General features: G+C 40.4%; 12 protein-coding genes, 1 other RNA gene and 2 other annotated features. All 13 genes read left to right on the forward strand.

Annotated elements, in window-relative coordinates:
- Position 1: 1 nt before the first annotated feature.
- The 13 genes from LIZ66_RS00200 (at position 2) to LIZ66_RS00260 (ending at position 25720) form a co-directional block, all read left to right on the forward strand.
- The gene (locus LIZ66_RS00200; protein WP_227199950.1) at positions 2–874 is read left to right on the forward strand and encodes a DNA adenine methylase; all 873 of its coding nucleotides are present in this window, start codon (positions 2–4) and stop codon (positions 872–874) included.
- A gap of 251 nt (positions 875–1125) precedes the next feature.
- Entirely contained in the window at positions 1126–10371 is a 9246-nt protein-coding gene (locus tag LIZ66_RS00205; RefSeq protein WP_195409866.1) for a phage tail tape measure protein, read from the forward strand.
- 134 nt (positions 10372–10505) lie between these two features.
- Entirely contained in the window at positions 10506–11780 is a 1275-nt protein-coding gene (locus LIZ66_RS00210) for a tyrosine-type recombinase/integrase (RefSeq protein WP_195409867.1), read from the forward strand.
- Positions 11781–11974: 194 nt separating this feature from the next.
- Positions 11975–12243, forward strand: a binding site (T-box leader).
- A gap of 168 nt (positions 12244–12411) precedes the next feature.
- Complete coding sequence (locus tag LIZ66_RS00215; protein ID WP_226837894.1) at positions 12412–14067, forward strand: 2-isopropylmalate synthase; 1656 nt, start codon at positions 12412–12414, stop codon at positions 14065–14067.
- Positions 14068–14533: 466 nt separating this feature from the next.
- Positions 14534–15463: a cell wall hydrolase gene (locus LIZ66_RS00220; RefSeq protein ID WP_226837895.1), complete on the forward strand. Its 930-nt coding sequence runs from the start codon at positions 14534–14536 to the stop codon at positions 15461–15463.
- A gap of 218 nt (positions 15464–15681) precedes the next feature.
- Positions 15682–17172 carry a threonine synthase gene (thrC, locus tag LIZ66_RS00225; protein WP_118578462.1) on the forward strand — a complete coding sequence of 497 codons (1491 nt, stop codon included), beginning with the start codon at positions 15682–15684 and terminating at the stop codon, positions 17170–17172.
- Between the two features lie 74 nt (positions 17173–17246).
- Positions 17247–17424, forward strand: a non-coding RNA gene (gene ssrS / locus LIZ66_RS00230) — 6S RNA.
- Positions 17425–17445: 21 nt separating this feature from the next.
- Positions 17446–18504, forward strand: coding sequence for an aldose epimerase family protein (locus tag LIZ66_RS00235; protein WP_118578461.1), 1059 nt, complete (start codon positions 17446–17448; stop codon positions 18502–18504).
- A 132-nt stretch (positions 18505–18636) separates the two neighbouring features.
- Positions 18637–19818 carry a SpoIID/LytB domain-containing protein gene (locus LIZ66_RS00240; RefSeq protein WP_195409951.1) on the forward strand — a complete coding sequence of 394 codons (1182 nt, stop codon included), beginning with the start codon at positions 18637–18639 and terminating at the stop codon, positions 19816–19818.
- Between the two features lie 255 nt (positions 19819–20073).
- Positions 20074–21069, forward strand: a complete 996-nt coding sequence (locus LIZ66_RS00245; RefSeq protein ID WP_195409950.1) for a YihY/virulence factor BrkB family protein — start codon at positions 20074–20076, stop codon at positions 21067–21069.
- 42 nt (positions 21070–21111) lie between these two features.
- Positions 21112–21331, forward strand: a binding site (T-box leader).
- Positions 21332–21581: 250 nt separating this feature from the next.
- Positions 21582–22601 (forward strand): phenylalanine--tRNA ligase subunit alpha, encoded by a 1020-nt coding sequence (pheS, locus tag LIZ66_RS00250; protein WP_195409952.1) that lies wholly within the window; start codon positions 21582–21584, stop codon positions 22599–22601.
- A 90-nt stretch (positions 22602–22691) separates the two neighbouring features.
- A complete protein-coding gene (gene pheT / locus LIZ66_RS00255) occupies positions 22692–25109 on the forward strand; it encodes a phenylalanine--tRNA ligase subunit beta (protein ID WP_195409949.1) in 2418 nt (805 codons plus the stop codon).
- Positions 25109–25720, forward strand: coding sequence for a histidine phosphatase family protein (locus LIZ66_RS00260; protein ID WP_195409948.1), 612 nt, complete (start codon positions 25109–25111; stop codon positions 25718–25720). The genes pheT and LIZ66_RS00260 overlap by 1 nt, the downstream gene beginning before the upstream one ends.
- Positions 25721–25937 lie beyond the last annotated feature (217 nt).

Here is a 25937-nt window from a genome sequence, read left to right on the forward strand (position 1 = left end):
GATGAAAAATACATATATAAAAAATCCGCTTAATTATACAGGCGGTAAATATAAATTACTTCCGCAGATTATCCCGCTTCTTCCGGAAAAGGTTGATACATTTGTAGATTTATTCGGTGGTGGATTTAATGTTGGGATTAATGTGGCTGCAGATCATTTTGTTTATAATGATAAATGTGCACCAGTTGTTGAGTTGCTGCGTAATTTTTATACGCATGATTCAGAATACATTCATGGAAAAGTTCTGGATATCATTACTGAATACGGATTAAGCCGTTTAGATATTAATGGATATGAATATTATGGAACTAACTCTGATAAAGGTGTTGCAGAGTTTAATAAACAGCAGTTTTTAAAATTACGAGAAGCATATAATAAAAATGCTGATTGGATTAAATTCTATACGATTGTCATATTTGCTTTTAATAATCAAATCCGTTTCAATTCAAAAGGTGGATTCAACATGCCTGTTGGAAATCGCGATTATAATGTTTCTATGCAGGAAAAAATGAAGCTGTTTGTTAATGAATTACATAAAAAAGATGTTGTATTTGAGAACAGCGATTTTCGTGAGCAAAGTTTTATTTTAGATAACAGTTTCGTATACGCAGATCCGCCCTATCTAAATGCTTGTGCATCATATAATAAATCATGGACAGAAGCGGAAGAAATTCATTTATTAAATTTACTTGATAAAGTCAATGGTAACGGCGGTAAATTTGCATTAAGTAATAATCTCAAATATGATAATCCGATATTGAATAAGTGGAAAAACAAATATACTGCGCATTATCTGAGTGGGAATTATAGTAACTGTTGTTACCAGAAGAAAGATAGAAGTAAGGACTGCGAGGTTCTTATTACAAATTATTAATAAATAAAAATACTCAAATAAATATATCTACAAACACATCAAAAAGCCATATATTATCGGCAAAATTCACACATTTATTTAAAAAATAAATATATATAAAAATATAATAATACTCATTTATTTATATTTATTATCTTATAAAACCCAATGATTTTATAACAAAATAGCAAAAATATATATCTATATATCTTTTATTTTTATGAAAAATATAAATATATTTACAAAAAACAGAATAAAGGAGGATGCATAAAATGAGTGACTTCGTTATGCAAATTGGAGCTGACCTGGATTTATCCAAAGTCCAGGAGCAGCTTGATTCTATAAAAAAACAAAAAGTAACTCTTGATGTTGAGATTAAGGGTAATGATGATGCACATAATCTTGCAAAAAGCATTGAAAAAGGACTGAAATCCACAAAAATTGATACGTCCGGACTGAGTAAGCAGTTAGCGGACGCTTTTAATATTACGGACAAGTCTGCAATTGGCAAGATTAAGAGTCAGATCAACAGTGTAATGTCAGAGCTTGGAAAGACTTGGAATGGCAAGGAGTTTAATTTACAAGGTGGAAAAGGTAATGCTTTTGTTTCCGGTTTGAGTGATCTTGCGAACAGTGTTTCTCAGAATGCCAACATTATTCAGGGCAAAATGGGGATTTACGACCAGTTCTACAGCTATTTCAAAGATAAGAAGATTTATGTATCAGATGATCTGAAGAAAGCTTTGTCCGGTGATGAATATAAAGAACTTCTAAACAATAATATCGGTCATATTGTCAGAGAAGCAAGTAAAGGTGTATCTATTGATAGTATCTGGGGCGAGATGACCAGTATGTTTCCAGAGCATTTCGCTGACAATATTACAAACCAGGCAGATCAGATTAAGAGAGCTTTTGAAGTATTAGCCCAGGCACGACAAGACATGACTCAGGTTATTTCTGCGGAAAATATGACACCGGAGCAGGCAGCTGGGATTAAAGCTGATGCATTTGATGAAGTTATATCTATGGCTAATCAAATGAGGGAAAGACTTCAGCAGAATATCGAGACTGCTTCAGAAGGTGTGAAGAATACGTATGACCTTGATGTTGATATTAATACAGAGAAAATTGTATCTGATATCCGGAATGCTATTCAGTCTGCTACCTCTGGTGCTGAAGATGCGGTTCAGATTAATGTGAAAATCAATGATGAAGAGTTGCTGTCTCAGATGAGGTCTGCTATTAGTCAGTTAGCCACTTGGGACGAGCCAGTACAGGTTGACATTCAAGTTAATAAGCAGAGTTTGGAAGCTGATTTGGAAGTTGCATTGAAAGACGTGGAGCTTCCTATTAAATTCAAGATTGATTCAGAACAGATGGCAGCTGATATCCAGGCGGCTGTTAATCAGATTACAGACATTGAAATCAACTTGAGGGTTAATACGGATAGTCTGCGAAGCTCTGTTGAGGGTGCTGTGAACAATGGTGGAAGTAATGTCCCGACGGTTGATACATCTGGAATGAGCGAATTACAGAATATTCTTAATGGTCTTAATAACGCAGGTGTCCAGGGACAGAGTGTGTTCCAGAGCTTTGGCAATACATTGAAAGAGGTAGGCGCTACGTTTACTGTATTTAATTTTCTTACAGATGCCATATATAAAGTTGGTGACGCAGCGAGAGATGCGGTAAGTACAGTAAAAGAGCTTGATGATTCCATTGTGGCGTTGCAGTTGGCTACAGGAAAATCTTATAATACCGTAAGTAATATGATGAATGATTACATAGATCTTGGTGCTGAACTGGGTACTGTAGGTACAGCTGTTGCTGAAGGTGCGGACGCATGGCTAAGACAGGGTAAGAGTATTGAAGAAGTCAACAATCTGGTTAAATCTTCTGTAATCTTTTCAAAAGTTGGTGATATGTCTGCGGAAGATGCTACGAAGTATTTAACTGCAAGTCTGAATGGATATCAGCTGGAAGCAGAGAATGCAATGTCTGTAGTTGATAAGATCTCAAATGTTGACCTCAATGCAGCGGTAAGTTCTAGTGGACTAGCTGAAGCAATGTCTCGTGTTGCTGTTACTGCGGATCAAGCCGGAATCTCTATGGACCGTCTATTGGGTTATGTGGCAACTATCGGTGAAGTCACACAGCAAAGTATGTCTACTGTGGGAACTGCTATGAAGTCTATTCTAACTCGTATGACTAATATAAAAGCCGGGAAGTTGGAACTGGTAGACGAGGACGGAACTACTGAGAAGCTGTCTGATGTTGAAGCTACACTTGCAAACGTGGGAATTAATCTTAGAAAAACAATGACGGAGTATAACAGTGCTTCAGACGTATTAGATGCACTTGCTTCCAAGTGGGATACATTGAATCAGGCACAGCAAAACGCCATTGCGATTTCTTTTAGTGGCCAACGCATGCAGAATCAATTTAGAGTCCTCATGGAGAATTATGACAGAGTGCAAAAGTATACAGACGTAGCGGCTAATTCAGAAGGCAGTGGTGAGCAAAAGTTTGACTTATATTTGCAAGGACTTGAAGCAAAAACCAATTCCTTAAAGGCTTCCCTGGAATCTTTATCATCTAGCGTGATCTCCCGAGATTTATATGCAGGATTCTTGGATGGATCAAAAGCAGTTGTAGACTTCACGGAAAAAACTGGACTTCTTAAAGGAGCTTTAGCAGGACTTGGAACGGCTGGTGCTACATATGCTCTTAGTCAGTTAGTAAGTATGGCTACAAGTGCAACAAAAGAATTTTCTAATCTGTCAAATGCTCTGAAGATGGTAAAAGCAGCGGAGTCCGCAGGAACATTTGATACATCTAACATGGCAAGTCTTATAAATCTCACGAAAGGTCTTTCAGAATCACAAACTAAACTTGTATTATCCAGTACGGCTTTATCTGATGCACAGAGAGTAGCGGTGCTAATGGGGCAAGGCATGACGGAAGCACAGGCGAGTGCTGCGGTAGCTTCAATGGGACTGGCAAGTGCTGAAGAAGTTGCAACAGGAGCAACAGTTTCTCTTAGCTCTGCACTTTCTGGATTAATGTCTACACTTCTTGCAAATCCTATGATTTTAATTGCTGCTGGTGTAACAGCTGTCGTATCAGCTTTTTCCGCATATAAAAGATCAATTGAGGAAGCAGTGGACAAAGCACAAGAAGCTGGTAATGCTTGGGAAGACAATAATACATCTTTACAAGATAATATCGACAAAATTACAGAACTTCGTACAGCATTGGATAATGGGACACTGACTGAAGAGGAAGCTTACCAGGCTAAATCTGATCTATTGGAAATCCAGGACTCTTTGACGGAGAGTTACGGAAACCAGGCACAGGGCATAGATCTTGTTAATGGATCATTGGATCAGCAGATTTCCAAACTGAAGGAGTTATCTACAGAAGAATCCAAACGTTTCCTTAACGAGAACAAAAAAGGCGTTGAAGAAGCTGAGAAGCAGATGGAGAAAGAACGCCATGCTTATTTAGGACAATATTCTGATAATGGCTCTGACGAGTCAAACGCTATTAATCAAGCAATCACCAAGCTCAAAAATAAATATGGTGATGATGTTTTCAATCTGCAAGAGGGCATGGAAGGAACTGGTAATTTCGAAATTGAGTTCACGGCAGACGCTTCTACTGCTAAAGATGCACTGAATGATTTTATGAATGAAATAAGATCAATTCAAGAGCAATATGGTGAAAGTGATGTGCTGACAAGTTTATCTAATTATGCTTCTGGTGGTTTGGAAGAAGCCAATGACATTTTGACAGAATATCAGGACTTATACAATCAGGCGAAACAAGCTGAGTTATTTTCCGGTAAACAACAATATTCTGGTAAGACTGCTTTGGAATGGCTTAATAAATATGAAGACGCGGTAAATAAATATAATGATGCAATATCGGGTGGAAATGCAGACGAGATTGCAGATGCAAAGCAATATTATGATGATATCAACAAGAGTGTTCAAGTCCTAATGAACACAGATGCCTCTAAGTATTCCTCACAATTTAAGGAGATCGGAGATCAGCTAAACACGGCTGCCATAAAAGCCAATGAGTTCAACCAGGCTTTATCCGGTGAGGGTGAGAATGGATTCCAGAAACATTTGCAGAGCGTAGCTGAAGAGATCAAGAAGTTAAATATGGATGATGCAGATTTTAAGGCAGCTGTAGCTTCAGGTGATGTGGATTCCATTAATTATCTTGTAGAAGCTGCTAAAAATGCAGGAATCATTACTGGAAAATCTGCTAGTGAGATTCAACCTTTGATTACGGCATTGGGAAATCTGGGTTATATCAGCAATATGTCCGCAGATGGATTGGACAATGTAGCTGATAGTGCAAGCAATGTGGATATGTCCTTCTCTGATCTTGCGAAAGAGGACAGTTCGAGCCTGTTACAGGAAATCAGTGCTGTACAAGAAGTATTAGATTCTCAGTCTATTGGTATGTCGGTAAGCTATGATGATTTCAATTCAGATGCACTGGCTGAGTATAGGGATTGCCTTGAATATGTGAATGGTAGTTTAGTTCTAAATGAAGAGAACGTTAAAAATTTAACAAAAGCAAAAGTAGAGGAACAAGTAGCTACAAATAATACTGCAAAAGCACAGAAACAGCAAGAATATCTGGAAAATGCCAAGCAGATTGAAGCTTTGCGCCAGAAACTATTGGACAATACGGACGCAACAGGAAAGAGCGCAGAGAGCATTCAGGAACAGATTGATGGGCTATTGGCAAGTAATGACGCAATTGTGGAGCAGTGTAGTCAGCTTGATTTGTTAAATTCTTCATTGATGGAGTCCATAGGAATTTATCAGCAGTGGAAGGATGCTCAGAATGCTTCTGAATCTGGAAATATGTTTGATGATGCAATTACGGCATCTAAGCAGATAGATGATGTTTTAAATAACACAGACTCAGATATTTATGGTAGAGTTGGACGTAAAGATTATCAAGCTTCTTTGGATTTTCTTATTCCTGATACGGTTGATAGTACAGATGAAAATGCAATCAATTCCTATTTAAGCAGCATTGACAATCTGTTTACCCACAATGAAGATGGGGAAAGAGCCGGACTTAACATAGAAGAGTTCTGCAAAAATGCAATGGATAAAGGTCTTATGGTACTGGATGAAGCTGGTGAAAACTACCAGGTAGCAGGTGGGAAGACCATGGAAGATTTTGCTGAGGGTATGAATCTTTCAATGCCTATGGTTCAAGCAATGTTCGGTGAGATGCAGGAATTTGGAGCCAACTTCGATTGGTCAGATGAAGGAATCCAAACAATGGGCGATATTGCTGTAGCTGCCACGGAAGCTTCAGAAGCATTACGTGGTGTAGCTGGAAATGAAGACCTGAAGATCAATCTTGATGTGTCTAATCTGGAAACTACGGAAGAAAAATGTTCTGCATTGGATGATACTATATCAGAGATGAATGCGGTTAAAGCAAAGGTAGGCGTGGATTCATCAGAAGTGGACCAGGCGAATACAATTATTCAGTATTGCGTTGCTCAGAAACAACAATTAGAAGCACCAGCAGTAATGAATGTTGATGTAAGCCAGGTTTCCGGTAAGATTGGAGAAGCTGTTGGATTGTTGCAAGAGTTCCAGACAGCACAGAACACATTGCAGATGCAAGAAACATTAGGAATGGACACCTCAGAAGCCCAGGCAAATGTGAAAGCTGTAGCAGATAAGATTAAAGGGCTTGATACAAATGTAAAAGCAACACTTTCCATTGATGATTCCTCTATAGATACGATCCAGGACAGTATTAGCAGTAAACTTACAAATGAAGTCATGGTGAAAGCTGGAATTGATGATTCTGCTATCATTGGATTTCAAGAAACCAAACATGATGCAAAAGGTGAAGTGGATTGGGATAATGATACGACAAAAGTTGATGCGTATGCTGCTGCCGAGAAGAACAGTAAAGGTACGGTGCTTTGGAGTAATGACGAGACTCTGGTTAAGAAAGAGTTCACAGCAGTTGGACACATTAATTGGGGAAATACCTCTGCGCCTACAAGTGGTAAGGGCAGTGTAAACGGAACTGCTCATGTATCTAGTACAGCGAAAGTATCTGGAAATGCCAAAGCTTCAGGTGATTGGGGCAATAAACACCCTGGTAAAACATTGGTAGGGGAGTTAGGAAGAGAACTCTGGGTCGATATCCGCACCGGAAAATGGGAAACGATCGGTAACAATGGGGCAGAATTCCGGGACATTCCGCAAGGTGCAATCGTATTTAATCATGTACAGACAGAGGAATTGTTAAGCAATGGATTCACAGCTTCAAGAGCAGTCGCATTAGCGTCCGGTACAAGTCCTGACATATCTGGGAAAGCTCTTGTATCTGGAAATGCTATGGTAACAGGTGGAATCAGTGTAAAACAGGCTCAGAAATCTGTTGTGTCAGGTGGTAATACTGCAAAGACTGCCAATGCTACAAATGCTGATACAAAAGCCACTAAGAATCACACAAAAGCAACAAATGATTCCACAAAAGCTACTAAGAAGTCTAAAAAGACATTTGATTGGGTTGCTAATAAGCTAAAGGAATGGGAGAAGAAAGTCAAGAAAATATCCGACCAGATTACGGATTATATTACATCTGCATTAAAAACCTCTTTGATGAAGAAACAGATGAAGACCATGAATAAAGAAATCTCTTCCAATAACAAAGGTGAGATTGCTTACATGAAAAAGGCTAATTCTGTAGCTAAGAAATACACATATTATGATAGTGATGGCGGTGAGATTAATGTATCTATTCCAAAGAAATATCAGAAGCTCGTACAGTCCGGTGCGTATAGAGTTGAAGACATGGATACTTCAACAGATCAGGGTAAGGCTTTAGCAGAAGCTATCTCAGAATATCAGAATTGGTATGAGAAAGCACAAGATTGTAAACAGGCAGTTATTGATCTGAGAAATGAACAACAAAAACTATTTGAGCAATGGGCTAACATGCCTACAGAGAAAGCCGAGAAAAAGATTGATCGTTTGACTACCGGTTATAACGGTATTAATGCTGTGTCTTCCAGGCTTACAGCAGCAACAAAAGGTGGCTCTACTCAGGCTGTTCTTGCTCAGACAATGAAAGAGGATCTGGCTGAAGCTCAGGATCAGAAGAAATCAGATAATAAAGCGTTGAAATCTGCGAAGACTGCTAATAAAAAAGCTTACAGTGCAAAGAAAAAAGCAGACAATAAGGTTAAATCTACTGCAAAATCCTTACTGAAAACAAATCTTACTGATGAACAGAAGAAACAGGTGAAATCTGGTAAGAAAATTGATTCTACTGGTATGTCAGGTTCCCAGAAGAAAAAAGCTGACGCTTATAATAAAGCTGTGACAAACAAGAGCAAAGCGAATAAGAAAGCCACATCTGCAAAATCTAAATTATCTACGGCAAAATCTAACTACAATTCATCCAATTCTACATATAAATCCATGAAGTCTAATGTGAATACAGCGCTTAATGCTTATGATTCCGGTGATTCTCTTTCTTATATGAATGGTCTGGTTGACGAACAAGTATCTGGGAAGAAGGCTGAACAAGAAGCAAGAAAAACAGCTGTGGAACAAGCGAATGCTAATTTGACTACGACTAAGAAGCAGAAAACAACAGCTAACAAAAAGCTTGCAAAGCTTCAGAAGAAATATAAAAACAGTAAGAATCTTACAGCAGCTCAGAAAAAGAAGATTGTAGCTGGCAAAGAAATTGATACAACCGGAATTACTAATGCAAAGCAGTTGAAAATTCTGACCGCATACAATAATGCTTTGGCAGACAGTAAAAAGAAGAAAGAGAACGTAACTATTGCCACAAATGCTCTTGCGGAAGCTAATGAGAATCTTATGACAGCCGAGGTGGAATCTGCTCAGGCTACAGTGGAAGCGGTATCTACGAAATTTGATAATGCGAAGACGTATTACGAAGCACTTCTAAGTTACCAAGAGCAATTAAGTAAATATCAGGAAAAGAATATAGACCTAGCAAAATCTCACGGAGATTACGAAAAATCTTCTGACTATGATACAAAAATCAGTAATACTCAGGCTGAAAGAGCAATTAAACAGAATGAGCTTGATGAATTGACTAAGCAGTTAAATGATGGCGTTGAAGCTGGAACAATCGTGGAAAATTCACAAGAATGGCTGGACATGCAGACAAAAATCAAAGAAGCGCAAAATGCTGTGGCAGACTATGACACACAAATTGAGGAATTGAAGCAATCTCAGATTGGTGTTTATTACGAAGAACAGTTTGAAAGAGCTGCAGAAAAGGTTGACAGGTTCCGTGATAAGCTGGATGGTCTTAAATCCCTGATTTCAGATGATATGAAAATTGATAAAAACACAGGACTTCTTACAGAATCAGGTGCATTGTCAATTACATTAGATGTGGATGATATCAATGCTTCCACAGAAAATCTGAAAACCTATATAAAGGAAAGACAGCAGATTATTAATGATTATAATGCAGGAAAATTCGGCGAGGATGAATATAACCAGAAGCTCAAGGATGTTGACGAAAATATCAAGAGTACCACTGCAAATATTTATTCTTCCAGGAATTCCATTTTGGAGCTGGTGAAATCCCAATCTCAGGCTGAGTTGGATGTGCTGAACAAGGTCATTGATAAGAGGAAAGAAGCTTTGTCAGCCAAGAAAAACTATTATGACTATGACAAGACACTGAAAAACAAAACCAAGGATATTGAAGTGCTGGAGAGACAGATTGCGGCGTTGGAAGGAAGCACCAGTGCAGAAGATAAGGCAAGAAAAGCCAAGCTCCAAGAGCAATTGGATAGTGCAAAAGAAGATCTGAATGATACAATCACAGATCATGCTTATAGTATGCAGACAGACGCACTTGACAAGTTGTCTACTGATATGAGTGAAGATCTGGATAAATGGATTAATACTATAAGCTCTAATATGGAAGAAATGACTACAGCTATTAATGATGCTGTGAAGAATGCAGGACTATCCACAGCCGGAACAATCAATGCTATTTCTTCAATATTAAGACATTACGGATTATCTGATAGTGAGATTTCACAGTCTGGACTTACAAATATTACCGGTTATGCTTCCGGTACAGACTATGTACCTAAATCTGGAATATACAGAGTAAACGAAAATGGTATGGAATCTGTCTTTTCTAAACAATATGGTACTCTTACATTCTTAAACCAGGGTGACAAAGTGTTTGATGCTAACTTTACGAAAAGCTTATTGGACAATGCAACTATAGCCACCCAGAAAAACATGCCAGACTATGCTGGAATGGCAAAAGCTATAGAAAAGAATATCCAAAATATTCAGAATCTAAGTGGAAACACTTATGTAAATAACTTCTATATTGATGGTGCGCAAGATACAGATTCTATTTTGAAAGAAATTGACAAACACTTGGATAAGAAAATCCAGGCACATGACAAGAAGCAAGTCAGAGATTTCAAAAGTTTGCGATAAAGTGAAGTGCTGCATGAGTGATTTTTGAAGGATGTAATTTTTTAGAATTAAAACAAAGAGCTTTTAAGAAGAAATTACTGTAACAGGTAAATGGCTTCTTGGAAGCTCTTTTTAAATATATTGAGGTAATTTTTATGGAAACAACAAATTGTGTAACACAGGAAACAACAAATGCAGCAGTAATGGGATTTGGGTCAAATGAACAGGAAATGTTGAATTTTGCAATCAAAAATGGTATCATCGACTTACCACATTTGCAGGATCAAGTTGAGATGATGAAGAATGCTGAAATTTTACAAAATCATCAATATAAGATTTGGCAAGGAAATAATCAAAAGTGGTATACATATTTACCAGATGGCAAAGATGGACGTAAACAGGTGAAAAGGTCTACAAAGGCAGCCATTGAAAAAGCAGTGATTCAATATTACCGCAAAAATCCCAAAGAAGAACGCAAGATAAAAACTTTTAAAGATGCCTATGAGCATTGGCGTAGTGTCCAAGATTCTCTGGTTTGTCATAATACCGTATGTAAATATAATACAGATCGCAAAAGGTATTTCGATGGCACCCCATTTGTAAAAAAGAATATTCAGGACATGACGGAAGAAGATATAAAGGTTTTTATCGTAAAAACAGTTAAAGAAAAAGAACTATGCAAAAAGGCTTGTAAGACTTTATTCAGTTATATTAAAAATACAATCTACAGTGCAAGAGTAAATAAAGCCATTGTTGGTGATCCTATGGAATTCTTACAGGCAAAACAGTTCTATCAATATTGTGTAGAAAAAGAAAAGCCTTTAGAGCAAAAGATTTTTTCTGATTTGGACTTGAACAGTCTACATGAGAGATTTGATCTTGACCATGAGAAAAAACCAGATTATATTCCCACATATGCAGTACAGTTAGCTTCTTTAACCGGGATGAGAGTAGGAGAAATAGTTGCGCTCAAATGGGAAGACATTAAGGTGGATTATATCGTCATTAACAAGTCTGAAAAATACGATAGGATTACAAAAGAGTATTTCATTGATAAGACTAAGAATAAGAAAGACAGAGTTTTCCCAAAGACTAAAGAGATTGAGAAGCTGTTTAACACAGTAAAATATGTCGAACAGACAAATGGATTTTTGTGCGAATGGGTATTCGCGAATAAAGACGGTAGGATTCATGCGCCAATGGTATCTTCTTGTATAAAGAACAAATGCAAGCAGCAAGGTATAAGAAATAGAGGAATTCATTCTTTTAGAAAGACGGTAAATTCTAAATTGAAATGTAATGGAGTCTCTACAACTGTAGCAGCTTCTCTACTTGGTCATACTGAAGAAGTAAATGAAAAATATTACACTTTTGATACAACAGATTTAAAGTATAAGACAAAAATTATTGAAGAAATTGAAGTAAAATAACAAAAAGTAATCAAGGTAATCAAAAATATTTTACTATCAAACAAATAAAATGCTTGATTTTTAAGGGATTATAGGGTATAGTAAGAAAGTCATTTGGGGGCCGTGAGGTCGCAGGTTCAAATCCTGTTGCCCCGATTAGTCATTGACAAGTGACTTGAAAAATGTTAAGGTAATAACCACAAAGAACATATAAGAGAAATGCTTTGATAAGGAGTAGTACACAGGTACCGGAGCGCAGAGAGTCATCGGGTGGTGTGAGATGACGGAAGGAAACTGTAGAACTCGCCTTGGAGCAGCTGTCTGAAATTACTTCGAATGATTAGAAGAAGCGAGAGTAGACACAGCCGGATTCCACCGTTACAGGGAAAGGATATAAGGAGTAATCCCGTATCCGATAAGTGTATGGATTCTATTCATGAAATAAGAGTGGTACCGCGTAAGATGTATGTCTTCCGTCTCTTGCACCTGTATGTGTGCAGAGCTGGAGGACTTTTTTTATGTGATAGTAATTCCATTGGAATTTAATACCACATAAAGCTGCTTTATCAGACTGAGCTCTGACCCAGCAGACAAAGAATCCTTCCGTCACAGAAAAGAGAAAAATTAAATTTACAATATGGAGGAATAAAAAATGATGAATGTAAGCAAATACAAAAAACAGTATTATCTTCCACCAGAAATCTGTATGGACTGGGCAAAAAAGGACTATATTGACAAGGCACCTGCATGGTGTTCTGTAGACCTTCGTGACGGAAACCAGGCACTTGTCATCCCAATGAGCCTGGAACAGAAGGTTGAGTTTTTCAAACTTCTTGTACAGATTGGGTTTAAAGAGATTGAAGTAGGATTTCCAGCTGCTTCCGAGACAGAGTATACGTTCCTTCGTACCCTGATCGATCGCAAACTGATTCCTGAAGATGTTACGATCCAGGTACTGACTCAGGCAAGAGAGCATATTATCCGTAAAACCTTTGAAGCCGTAAAAGGTGCGCCTAAAGCTATTGTTCACGTATACAATTCCACATCTGTTGCACAGCGTGAACAGGTATTCAAGAAATCCAAAGAAGAGATTTTAAAGATTGCCGTAGAAGGTGCGAAATTATTAAAAGAACTGGCTGAACAGACAGAAGGAAACTTCCAGTTTGAGTATAGTCCGGAGAGCTTTACAGGAACTGAGCCGGAATATGCCCTTGAGGTCTGCAATGCAGTTATCGATGTATGGCAGCCGACTCCGGACAACAAATGTATCATCAACCTTCCGGTAACAGTGGAGCATTCCATGCCGCATGTATATGCGAGTCAGGTTGAATATATGTGCAAACATATGCTTCGCCGTGAAAATGTAATCGTTTCCTTACATCCTCACAATGACAGAGGTTGTGGTGTGGCAGATTCTGAAATGGGAATTCTTGCCGGAGCAGACCGCATCGAGGGAACTCTTTTTGGAAACGGAGAGCGTACTGGTAATGTTGATATTGTAACACTTGGAATGAACATGTATTCCCAGGGAGTAGATCCGAAGCTTGACTTCTCCGATATGCCTCACATCTGCGAGGTGTATGAGCGTTGCACGGGAATGACAGTTGGAGAGAGAAGTCCATACAGTGGAGCACTTGTTTTTGCAGCATTTTCTGGTTCCCATCAGGATGCAATTGCCAAAGGTATGCACTGGATCGAGGAAAAAGATCCGAACCGCTGGACAGTTCCGTATCTGCCAATTGATCCCACAGATGTTGGACGTAATTATGATGCAGATGTTATCCGTATCAACAGCCAGTCTGGCAAAGGCGGCGTAGGCTACATTCTGGAAACAAAATACGGTCTGAACCTTCCGCCAAAAATGCGTGAGGCAATGGGTTACGCAGCCAAGGGTGTTTCTGATCACCTTCATAAAGAGCTTCATCCAGATGAAATCTTTGATCTGTTCAAAAAGACTTTTGAGAATGTGGGACAGCCGTACAGCATTAATGAAGTGCACTTCCAGCAGACGAGCGAGGGAATTACAACTAAGGTAACCTCCACATTTAATGGAAAAACAATTACCACAGAGGCTGTGGGAAATGGACGTCTTGACGCAGTGAGCAATGCCCTGAAGAAAGCATACGAATTGAAGTATTCTCTGGAAGTATACCAGGAACATGCGTTAGAGCGCAGCTCCAGTTCCAAGGCTATAGCATATGTTGGAATCAAGAAACCTGACGGAACTATGGCGTGGGGAGCAGGCGTAGACCCGGATATTATCCGTGCTTCCATTGATGCACTTGTAACAGCAATTAATAACCGCTGAGAGATTTGTTTAAACCTTATTTATAATAAGAAGCATATTTGATAACAAAAAGACAAACCACCGCAAATCAGTTCATAAAAAAGACTGTGCGGTGGTTTGCTGCTTTGAAAGGTAACGGCGCTTTTTGTCAGAATTCGGCGATAAAAAAGGTTTGACGAACAGAAAAAGAAAAGCTATAATAAAATCCATAAGAAGGGGAGAAATAACCATACCTAAGAATAAAAGGGGACAAATAGAAACAGGGTAAATTTATCAAAAATATTACATGATTTTTGAATGAATCATCCTATTTCTTTCTTGTTGCCTTTCTTTTTTTACCTGTTTTTAGCGAAAAAAGCTATAGAAAGCAAAAAAAACTTGACATTTTGGAGTTTATTAAATATAATTTTCCTATAAATTACAGAAATGTTACAGAATAAATAATAAAAGAAATCAAAACATAACAGAAGTGCAAGGAAAGAAGAATATGAAATTAAAAAGAAGTTTACAACATGTAACAACTTGCAAGAGCGATGCCCAGAAAAAAAAGAATGGAAATGCTCTTGTACATAATTTTGTAGCTCTTAGCGCCTGCGCCACGTTGGCAATGATTTTGGCAGTTGGAACGAAGGTGGCGGAGTTTGGTCCACGGAGCCAGGTATATGCAGCTTCGGACAAAGAGAACAGATCCGCGGATGCCTGGACTGACCTTGGAAGTGTAGAGTATGATCTGCCTACCGGAATTGCCGGTATGGTAACCAGTGTTGCAGATACTCCTTCAGCAGGAACATCTGTAACAAGAATTGGAACTTCATGCGAGAGAGTCATGGTAGGCCAGCGCGTGAAGCAGATAAAAGGAAACGTGGATGAGCTGAATGTAGGGGACTCTATGGCTGATACAGTTGCGAGCCTTGATGCAGCTGCAGTATCCATGTCTGCAAATCCGAAGATCATGTCGGACGCAGATTATGATAACCTGCTTCATATAGTAGAGGCAGAGGCGGGCACAGAGGACATTAAAGGTCGTGTACTAATCGCAAATGTAATTATGAACCGCCTTTCCCATGAGGAATTTCCAGATACCATTACAGGTGTTATTCTGGATCAGAGAAATGGAATTCCTCAGTTTTCACCTGTTTACGATGGTAAGTTTTATGAAGTAACGGTAACAGATGAGACCAGGGAAGCTGTGAAACAGGCATTAGAGGGAACTGACTATTCAGAAGGAGCTCTGTTCTTTGTTCAGCGTTCTGCTGCGGACAAAAAGAACGTGTCCTGGTTTGATACGGATTTAAAAAAATTATTTAAATATGGTGTTCACGAGTTTTACACCTACCCGGATGAAGCTAAGTCACAGAACACTGAGAATGAAACCTCAGAAGATGACACAAATGTTGTTCAGATGGTGAAAAAATAATATTTTAATAACAGTAACATTCTGTAATAAAGAGATATAAGCCGCCAGGAAATTACAATTCCAGGTGGCTTTTTCAAATTGGGTGTTGATTTAGCACGGTGAAGTATGTATAATACCTGTAAAGTTAAAATATGATAACAAAGAGAGGATGACTGTCGGAAGGTTACAGATTCCGGAATGTGTACCTCATAACAATAAGCGAAAGGCAGGAATAACAAATGCAGGTAATGTACCAGAGCACCAGAGGAAAAGGAGAACCGGTAACCGCTTCCCAGGCTATTTTAAAGGGACTTTCTGAAGATGGAGGACTGTTTGTACCAACACAGATTCCGGCACTTGATGTTTCTATGGATGAACTTTCCAGAATGACTTATCAGGAAACTGCTTATCAGGTAATGAGCCGCCTTCTTACTGACTTTACAGAAGAAGAGCTGCGCACTTGTATCAACCGAGCATATGACAAGAAGTTTGACACAGATGTGATCGCACCTCTTAAGGAAGCTGACGGGGCATATTATCTGGAACTTTTCCATGGTCCTACAATTGCATTTAAAGACATGGCACTTTCCATTTTGCCATATCTTATGACGACTGCAGCAAGAAAGAATAATGTAAAAAATGAAATCGTTATCCTGACTGCGACCTCCGGAGATACTGGAAAAGCAGCACTTGCAGGTTTTGCCGATGTTCCGGGAACCAGGATTATTGTATTCTATCCGAAACATGGCGTAAGCCCGATCCAGGAGAAGCAGATGGTAACCCAGAAAGGTGCCAATACTTACGTTGTGGGTATCACAGGTAATTTTGACGATGCCCAGACAGCTGTAAAGAAAATGTTCAATGATAAAGAACTGGCAGCAGAGCTTTCCCAGGCTGGATTCCAGTTCTCTTCTGCAAACTCCATTAACATTGGACGTCTTGTTCCCCAGATCGTTTATTATGTATATGCATATGCTGCGCTGGTGCGCCAGAACAAGATCGAAGCCGGACAGGAGATCAATATAGTAGTTCCTACAGGAAATTTTGGAAACATTCTGGCAGCATTTTATGCAAAACAGATGGGACTTCCGGTGAACAAGCTGATTTGTGCTTCTAATGAGAACAAGGTTCTGTTTGATTTCTTCTCCACAGGTACATACAATAGAAAGAGAGACTTTATCCTTACCAGTTCTCCATCTATGGATATTTTGATTTCCAGCAATCTGGAGCGCCTGATCTATCGCATTACAGGCGGAAATCCTGAGGAGTGTGCAAAACTTATGGAAAATCTTTCCAAGGGTGGTGAATACACTATTACACCTGAGATGAAAGCCCAGCTGAAGGATTTCTATGGAAACTACTGCTCCGAAGAAGAGACGAAGGAAGCTATCCGCGAAGTATATAAGACAAGTGATTATGTGATTGATACACATACTGCAGTTGCTGCTGGCGTATACAAAAAATATGTGAAAGATACCGGAGATAAGATTCCGGCAGTTATTGCTTCTACAGCAAGTCCATACAAGTTTACCAGAAGTGTTATGGATGCAATCTCCGAGGGACATGAGAATCTGGATGATTTCGGGCTTGCAGACGCACTTGAGAAGCTTTCCGGGGTGGCAGTTCCGAAGGCAGTCAACGATATCCGTACTGCACCAGTACTTCATGACCGGGTAGTAGATGCAGAAGATATGCCTGCAACTGTGAAAGAGATTCTAAAAATCAGTTAAAAATCAGCAAAAAGAATTTGTGCATTTTCTGTTGAAAAACAGTATATACTAGAGTATAATTATTTTTAGAAAAATGAATCCTGGGATGTGCGAGGCCCCTTTTATTTTTGAACCTACATTGACATCAAGGGAATCCAATATCGCAGTGCGGATGCCAGACCTCTCGTTGTGGTAGGCAGAAGTCCTGTTGAGGATACCCACCTAGCGGTTAGCTAGGCGTCAAAAGAAAGGGAACGGCATTCTGGGATTTTTTAGAACAGGGAGGCAGGTAATATGGGTGTTACAGCAAAGAAATTTGGAAACTTAACCTCTGGGGAAGAGATTACTTTATACCATCTGGAGAATAAATCCGGTGCATATGCAGAAGTGATGGATTACGGTGCCATTCTTGTGAAGCTTTGCGTTCCGGACAAAGATGGGGAGCTTACAGATGTAGTGCTTGGTTATGACGATGTTCAGCAGTACGAAGTAAATGGCTGCTTCTTTGGTGCGATCATAGGAAGAAGCGGAAACCGTATCGCAGGTGCCAGATTTTCCCTTTATGGACAGGAATACCAGCTTGACAAGAATGAGAATGACAATAATCTTCACAGCGGCCCCAATGGCTTCGAGAAGAAGATTTGGACTGTTAAGAATACAGATTCTGACAAAAATGCCATTACTTTTTCCAGAATCAGCCCGGATGGCGAGAATGGATTCCCGGGAGAATTCCAGGTGTCTGTTACATATGAATTTACAGAGGACAATACCCTGCAGATTTACTATAGCGGAATCAGTGACAAGGCGACGCTGGCAAATATGACCAACCATTCCTACTTCAACCTTACAGGGGAGGGAAGCGGCAAGGTTCTTGATACATATCTTACGATCCATGCCAGAGATTATAATCCGGTGGATGAGTTCTCTATTCCTACAGGCGAATATGCAGCAGTAGAGGGTACTCCTATGGATTTTAATAAGGCGAAAAAGATTGGCCAGGAAATCGAGGCAGACTTCCAGCAGCTGAAGTACACTGGCGGATATGACCACAATTATGTGACTGACAATTACGCGAAAGGCAGTCGGAGAACGGTTGCAGTTGCTTACAATGAGACCTCTGGTATTACGATGGATGTGATTTCGGATTGTCCATGTGTGCAGTTCTATGCCGGTAATTTTGTTATTGATGAGAAGGGTAAGAATGGACATGTTTACAACAAGCGTGAAGGCTTCTGCCTTGAGACACAGGTTGAACCAAATGCAGTAAATGTGGAAGCATTCCATTCACCAGTACTTGAAGCTGGTGAGAAGTATCAGTCTTTTACCGCATATAAATTTGACGTAAGAAAATAATTACAATACAGATATTTTTGTCTGGTTTTCTTCATATACTTTTGTATGAAGAAGACCAGATTTTTTTATGGATTGAATTATTTTCTGATTGTACTGCTGGGCTGGCTGCTTTTGTTTGGAAAAGCCGCAGAAATGAACAAGAGGAGTGAAGAAAGTGCCAAAAGGGAGCAGAAAGAAAAGAAAAAGGAAACTGACGAAAACAAGGTGCAACAACGAGAGCCTTCCATTCGCGTTCTGCTTACAGACTCGTCCTGGCAATCCTGTTATCACCAGTCAGTAACCATAGAACAAAAAGGAAAAGAACATACCTACACCCCGGATTCACAGGAGCTCCAGAATGATAGTCTGCTTCTGGACGGGGGAACTGATGGCATTGCGATTCCCTCTATTGAAAGAGCTCAGAATCCTCCTGTTTATTATGGAACTCTGGAAATTAAAAAGACAGCGCAGGGGCTGCTGATTATTAATGAATTGTCCCTGGAAGCTTATCTGGAAGCTGTAGTCCCAAGTGAAATGCCTGCATCCTATGAAGAACAGGCATTGATGGCCCAGGCAGTATGTGCCAGAACCTATGCAGTTTGCCAGATACAGGAAAACAGTCTGGAAAAATATGGGGTGGATGTAGATGACAGCGTGAATTATCAGGTTTACAACAATTTTGGGGCAGATAAAAGAACAAATAAAGCAGTACAGGATACAAAAGGTCAGATCCTATGCCAGAATGGAGAACCGATCACGGCTTATTATTTTTCTACATCAGCAGGCAGGACAAGCACAGATGAGATATGGGGAGCAGACAGGTCAGCAGCTTATCTGAAAAGTGTAGAATGTGATTTTGACCAGAATATGCCATGGAGCAGCTGGAGCGTGGAAATTCCCTGGGAAACTTTGGAGAAACGATCGGGAAATCTGGAAGGCAGTGGGAAATTTATAGGACTTCAGGTTATTAAAAAGAATATCAGTGGTGCAGTTACGGGAATGGAGATTGTGACGGAAAATAAAAGTATACAGCTGGAAGGCGAATATGAAATACGGCAATTTCTTTCCCCGGCAGGGTGTTTGATTACAGAAAAAGATGGAAGTATTGTGAACGGCAGTAATCTTCTGCCAAGCGCCTATTTTGAACTGAATGTGAAATCCGGTAAGGCAGTACAGATTCAGGGGAAAGGGTATGGACACGGTGTGGGAATGAGCCAGAACGGGGCAAATGAAATGGCCAGGGAAGGCTATGGCTGGCAGGAAATCCTAAATTATTTTTTTAAGGATATTACGTTGGAAGTGGTGGGGAATAACCTGTCAAAGCGGGAAACATGACATTTTGCAAGGTATTTTTGTGAACAAAGTTCACAGAAAACCCGAGAATTAAGTTTGCGCAGCAAACGATGCTGTTTGTGCTTGTCACAGGAAGGTTCGTCTTTTTGTGCATCGCGAAGCGTTTACTGATTATGGAGTGAACAGTAATTGTTGCTGTGAACGGAAAGAACAGTAACACCAGGAAAAAGTAGACAGAAAGCATGTTTCGTGATATGATACAAAAAATGATTACGAAAATGTAACAGGAGCAATCATATGGATAAGAAGAAAGAAAAACAGAGCGTTCTCCAGCTTCTGTTCGGTTTTATGGACAGGGCAAATGGAGACCATGTGGGAGCTTATGCGGCACAGGCAGCATATTTCCTGATTATGTCTTTTATTCCGTTTATTCTGTTTCTCACGACTATAATTCGATATACACCTTTAACATACAATATGGTCAGCGAAACCATCCGGGCATTTGTGCCCCACAATATACAGAATTTTGTGCTTACCATTGTATCAGAAGTATATGGCAGAAGCACGGCGGTAGTTCCGATTTCTGCTATCATGGCATTGTGGTCTGCAGGAAAAGCCATGCAATCCCTTACGAACGGACTGAATAGCATTTATCACGTCCATGAGACCCGTAACTGGCTGATTACCAGAATGTATGCAGTTGTTTATACATTTCTGTTCAGCATTGCAATTATTGCAAGTCTTCTGCTTCTGGTTCTTGGAAATCAGATTCAGATTATGGCAGGAAAGTACGTTCCATTCCTTGGGAGAATTATCGGAAAGATCATTGGAGCCAGGACGGCGCTTGTATTTGCCGGACTGTTTCTGATCTTTCTGATTTTGTATAAAATGCTTCCAAACCGTAAAGCTACTTTTAAAAGTCAGGTGCCGGGAGCTCTTCTGATTGCAGCAGGGTGGTCCCTGTTTTCCTATTTCTTTTCTATTTATTTTGACATGTTTCCAGGCTTCAGCAATATGTATGGAAGCCTGACTGCGTTGATCATGGTGATGCTGTGGCTGTATATCTGTATGAATCTGCTGCTGTATGGAGCAGAGATCAACGCTTATTTTGAAAAACAGTTCAGAATGGCCCAGGCATCCATGAGGGAAATGCTCAGCCGCGAGCGCGATGAGGCGGAAAAAGAGCTTAATAAAGAGAAGAAAAAATATCTGGAAAAAGAGAATGAGAGAAAGAAAAAGACTGAGATGAAAGCTTCAGCTGAGAAAAAGAAGGAAGAGCAACAGACAAATTAACCTCTTGACAGATTCACTCTGATGTGGCATAGTTATAAAAGAGAAAAAGCCAGGAAGGTGTTTTTAGGAAATTATTTTCTTTCAGAGAGAGGAAGCCACCGGCTGTAAGCTTCCTTAAGTTCAGATAGTTTCTGAGTTTCGCACCGGAGCCGCGTTTCTGAAATTTCCAGTAGGAAGCGACGTGAAGCTGCGCGTTAAGCGGCGGGAGAGCCTGTATATACAGGAATCAGGGTGGTACCGCGGAATATGCTTCGTCCCTTTTGTTGGGGACGGAGCTTTTTTATTTTCACGAGCAAGAGTCAAAGTCCACGCTTGGGTGAGAACTTGGTGACTGCCGCGAAAATGTAGGAAATACGCAAAGCGGGTTTTTCGCATTGTAAAGTCCTTGGAGCGCGAGCGCTGAACAATCCGCTTTACGAAAGAAAAAATCTGCTATGTAGATATTTTCTTACCTTCCTTCCCCCCCCCTCATCTGGCAGATTATAAAAATAAAGGAGAAATGAACCATGGATATGAAAGAAAGACTTCAGGAACTGGCTGAGAACGCCAGAGTACGGATTGAAGAATCCGAAGGCCTGGATAAATTAAATGATGTGCGTGTGGCATATCTTGGAAAAAAGGGAGAGCTTACCGCAATCTTAAAAGGAATGAAAGACGTTTCCCCGGAGGAGAGACCGAAGGTTGGCCAGCTTGTAAACGAGACCAGAGCTAAGATCGAAGGTCTTCTTGAAGAGTCCAGACAGAAACTGGAAGAAGCAGTCAGAGAAGAGAAGATGAAAGCAGAAGTAATCGATGTTACCCTACCTGCAAAGAAATCCAGAATCGGTCATCGTCATCCCAACAGCATTGCGCTGGAAGAGGTTGAGCGCATTTTTATTGGAATGGGCTATGAAGTTGTAGAAGGTCCGGAAGTTGAATATGCAGATTACAACTTTACCAAGCTGAATATTCCGGAAAATCATCCGGCAAGAGACGAGCAGGATACTTTCTTTATCAATGATTCCATACTTCTTCGTTCCCAGACATCTCCGGTTCAGGCGCGTGCCATGGAAAAAGGCAAACTGCCGATCCGTATGATTGCACCTGGAAGAGTATTCCGTTCTGATGAAGTAGATGCAACTCATTCTCCATCTTTCCATCAGATTGAGGGCCTTGTAATAGATAAAAATATTACGTTTGCAGACCTGAAAGGAACTCTTGAAGTATTTGCGAAAGAGCTTTTCGGACCGGAAACCAAAACAAAATTCAGACCACATCACTTCCCGTTTACAGAGCCAAGTGCAGAGGTTGATGTTTCCTGCTTCAAATGTGGCGGAAAAGGCTGTCGTTTCTGTAAAGGATCCGGCTGGATCGAAATCCTTGGCTGTGGAACAGTTCATCCCAATGTACTTCGCATGTGTGGAATCGATCCGGAAGAGTACACTGGTTTTGCATTTGGCGTAGGTCTTGAGCGTATTGCGCTTCTGAAATATGAGATTGATGATATGCGTCTGCTTTATGAAAACGATGTCCGTTTCCTGAAACAGTTCTGATTTCTGGGCGTCGCGAAGCGTGTAACTGTGAAGATACTGAACAGTTACCTTTCATAATATAAATATTAGAGTGAGAAGAGGATTAAATAAATGAATACTTCATTATCTTGGATGAAAATGTATGTGCCGGATCTTGATGTAACCGCACAGGAATATACAGATGCAATGACATTGTCAGGTACAAAGGTAGAAGGCTTCACCAGGCTTGACGCTGACCTTGAAAAGATTGTGATCGGACAGATTGAGAAAATTGAGAAACATCCGGATGCAGATAAGCTGATCATCTGCCAGGTGAATATCGGATCTGAGGTGATCCAGATCGTTACGGGTGCTCCAAACGTAAAAGAGGGAGACAAGGTTCCGGTTGTTCTTGACGGAGGTCGTGTAGCTGGAGGGCATGATGGAAAAATGACTCCTGGCGGAATCAGGATCAAAGCTGGAAAACTTCGCGGAGTACCGTCCAACGGCATGATGTGCTCCATCGAAGAGCTGGGAAGCAACCGGGATATGTATCCGGAAGCCCCGGAATATGGAATTTATATATTCCCGGAAAATGCAGTTGTAGGTGAGAGCGCTATTAAGGCTCTTGGACTTGATGACGTTGTATTTGAATATGAGATTACGTCCAACCGTGTTGACTGTTATGGTGTTCTTGGAATTGCAAGAGAAGCAGCAGCTACTTTTGGTAAGAAATTTTACCCTCCGGAAGTTAAAGAGACAGGAAATGCTGAAAAAGCTTCTGATTACGTAAAGGTAACTGTAGAGAAACCGGAGCTTTGCCCACGTTACTGTGCAAGAGTTGTAAAAAATGTTAAGATCGGACCATCTCCGAAATGGATGCAGCGCTGTCTGGCTTCCAATGGAATCCGCCCGATCAATAATCTGGTAGATATCACCAACTATGTAATGGAAGAGTTTGGACAGCCAATGCATGCTTACGATCTCGATACGATTGCAAAACATGAAATTGTTGTACGCTGTGCGGGTAAAGATGAGAAATTTGTCACACTGGATGGACAGGAACGTATTATGGACGAGAACGTCCTGATGATCTGCGATGGTGAGAAACCAGTTGGAATCGCTGGTATTATGGGCGGTGAGAACTCCATGATCACAGATGACGTACACACAGTTCTGTTTGAGGCAGCCTGCTTTGATGGAACAAACATCAGACTTTCTTCCAAGAGAATCGGACTTCGTACAGATGCTTCCGGTAAGTTTGAGAAAGGTCTTGACCCGAATAATGCAAAGGCTGCAATCGACAGAGCCTGCCAGCTGATGGAAGAACTTGGTGCCGGTGAGGTTGTTGGCGGTATGGTTGATATCTGCAATAAGGTCAGCGAGCCATCCCGTGTAAAATTTGAACCAGATCGTATCAACGGTCTTCTTGGAACAAATCTTTCCAAAGAAGAGATGCTTGGCTATCTTGCAAAGATCGAACTCACCTATGATGAGGAGACAAATGAAATCGTAGCACCGACTTTCCGCCAGGATATCCACTGCATGGCAGATGTTGCAGAAGAAGTTGCACGTTTCTACGGATATGACAAGATTCCTACAACTTTGCCATCCGGTGAGGCTACTACAGGAAAAATGCCATTCAAGCTTCGCATTGAAAATATCGCAAGAGATATTGCAGAGTACTGCGGATTCTCAGAAGGTATGACTTACTCATTTGAGAGCCCGAAGGTATTTGACAAACTGAGAATTCCAGAAGATAATGTACTTCGTCAGGTGATCACCATCAGCAATCCTCTTGGTGAGGACTACAGCATTATGCGTACCAGTACACTGAATGGAATGCTTTCTTCTCTGGCAACTAACTATAACAGAAGAAACAAAGACGTTCGTCTTTATGAGCTTGGAAATGTATATCTTCCGAAGGCACTTCCGCTTACCGAGCTTCCAGATGAAAGAACCATGTTTACACTTGGAATGTACGGAAACGGTGATTTCTTTGATATGAAGGGCGTTTGTGAGGAGTTCTTCGAAAAAATCGGTATGAAGAAGAAAATGGAGTATGATCCGGCAAGCGGAAAACCATTTCTTCATCCTGGAAGACAGGCCGATATGGTATACGAGGGAACCGTTGTAGGTTACCTTGGAGAGGTACATCCGCTGGTTGCAGATAATTATGGAATTGGGGAGCGCGCATATATCGCAATGATCGATATCAAGAGCGTTCTTGAATTTGCAAATTTTGACCGCAAGTTTACCGGAATTGCAAAATATCCGGCGGTAACCCGTGACATCAGTATGCTGGTTCCGAAGCAGGTGCTTGCAGGTCAGATCGAGGACATTCTTGCTCAGAGAGGTGGAAAGATTCTGGAGAGTTATCAGCTGTTTGATATCTACGAAGGAAGCCAGATCAAGGGTGGCTACAAGTCTATGGCTTATGCGCTTGTATTCCGTGATCACGATAAGACCCTGGAAGAAAGCGAGATTTCTGCGGCAATGAAGAAAATTTTAAATGGTCTGGAAGGCCTTGGAATCGAGTTGAGAAGCTGATGCTTTTATATATTGTAAGACACGGCCTGACGCCCTGGAACCACCTTCATAAGGCTCAGGGTTCAGCAGATATTCCTCTTGCTCAGGAGGGAATTGATCTTGCCAGAAGAACAGGCGAGGCTCTGATGGATGTAAAGTTTGATATCTGTTTTACAAGTCCTCTTACCCGTGCGAGACAGACTGCCCGGTTGGTTCTGGGTGGCCGTGATATTCCTGTGATACCGGATAAAAGGATTCAGGAAATTAATTTCGGGGTTCTGGAAGGGCACATTATGAGAACTGGAAATACTATGGAGTCCAACTGCAAAGAATTTGATCTGTTTTTTAAGGATCCTCTGAAATTTCCGCGTCCGGAAAACGGAGAGAATATACAGGATGTCCTGGATCGTACCAGAGAATTCTGGCTTGAAAAAACCTCAGATCCGTCTCTGGCAGACAAAACGATTTTGGTGTCTTCCCATGGATGTGCAGTGCGGGCTCTTCTCCAGAACCTGTACAAGGATCCTGAACATTTCTGGCATGGATGTGTGCCTCCTAACTGCAGCATTAACCTGGTAGAAGTGAAGGATGGTAAGGCCAGATTCCTGGAGGAAGATAAGGTTTACGCCTGAAAATATGAAATATGATATAATACCCCTGGCTGTATGAAAAAGGTGTGAAATGATTACTGTGAAGGTCGTGAGCAGTAACAGGAAACGTTTTTTCATTAGGCAAGGGGTATGTTTTTTCTTGTTATTATTAGAAAATTGTGATATTATGATAAAAAATGTACCATTATTAATGGAAAATTCACAAAATGCACCAATATATTACGATGAAAGCCCTGGG

The sequence above is a fragment of the Blautia faecis genome (genome assembly GCF_020554845.1).
GTDB lineage: Bacteria > Bacillota > Clostridia > Lachnospirales > Lachnospiraceae > Blautia_A > Blautia_A faecis.

What these genes read in the sequence shown, in the direction of transcription:
- LIZ66_RS00200 (WP_227199950.1), top strand. Translation starts at nt 2, where the DNA reads ATGAAAAATACATATATAAAAAATCCGCTTAATTATACAGGCGGTAAA.
- LIZ66_RS00210 (WP_195409867.1), top strand. Translation starts at nt 10,506, where the DNA reads ATGGAAACAACAAATTGTGTAACACAGGAAACAACAAATGCAGCAGTA.
- LIZ66_RS00240 (WP_195409951.1), top strand. Translation starts at nt 18,637, where the DNA reads ATGAACAAGAGGAGTGAAGAAAGTGCCAAAAGGGAGCAGAAAGAAAAG.
- LIZ66_RS00235 (WP_118578461.1), top strand. Translation starts at nt 17,446, where the DNA reads ATGGGTGTTACAGCAAAGAAATTTGGAAACTTAACCTCTGGGGAAGAG.
- LIZ66_RS00260 (WP_195409948.1), top strand. Translation starts at nt 25,109, where the DNA reads ATGCTTTTATATATTGTAAGACACGGCCTGACGCCCTGGAACCACCTT.
- LIZ66_RS00220 (WP_226837895.1), top strand. Translation starts at nt 14,534, where the DNA reads ATGAAATTAAAAAGAAGTTTACAACATGTAACAACTTGCAAGAGCGAT.
- thrC (WP_118578462.1), top strand. Translation starts at nt 15,682, where the DNA reads ATGCAGGTAATGTACCAGAGCACCAGAGGAAAAGGAGAACCGGTAACC.
- LIZ66_RS00245 (WP_195409950.1), top strand. Translation starts at nt 20,074, where the DNA reads ATGGATAAGAAGAAAGAAAAACAGAGCGTTCTCCAGCTTCTGTTCGGT.
- pheT (WP_195409949.1), top strand. Translation starts at nt 22,692, where the DNA reads ATGAATACTTCATTATCTTGGATGAAAATGTATGTGCCGGATCTTGAT.
- pheS (WP_195409952.1), top strand. Translation starts at nt 21,582, where the DNA reads ATGAAAGAAAGACTTCAGGAACTGGCTGAGAACGCCAGAGTACGGATT.
- LIZ66_RS00215 (WP_226837894.1), top strand. Translation starts at nt 12,412, where the DNA reads ATGATGAATGTAAGCAAATACAAAAAACAGTATTATCTTCCACCAGAA.
- LIZ66_RS00205 (WP_195409866.1), top strand. Translation starts at nt 1,126, where the DNA reads ATGAGTGACTTCGTTATGCAAATTGGAGCTGACCTGGATTTATCCAAA.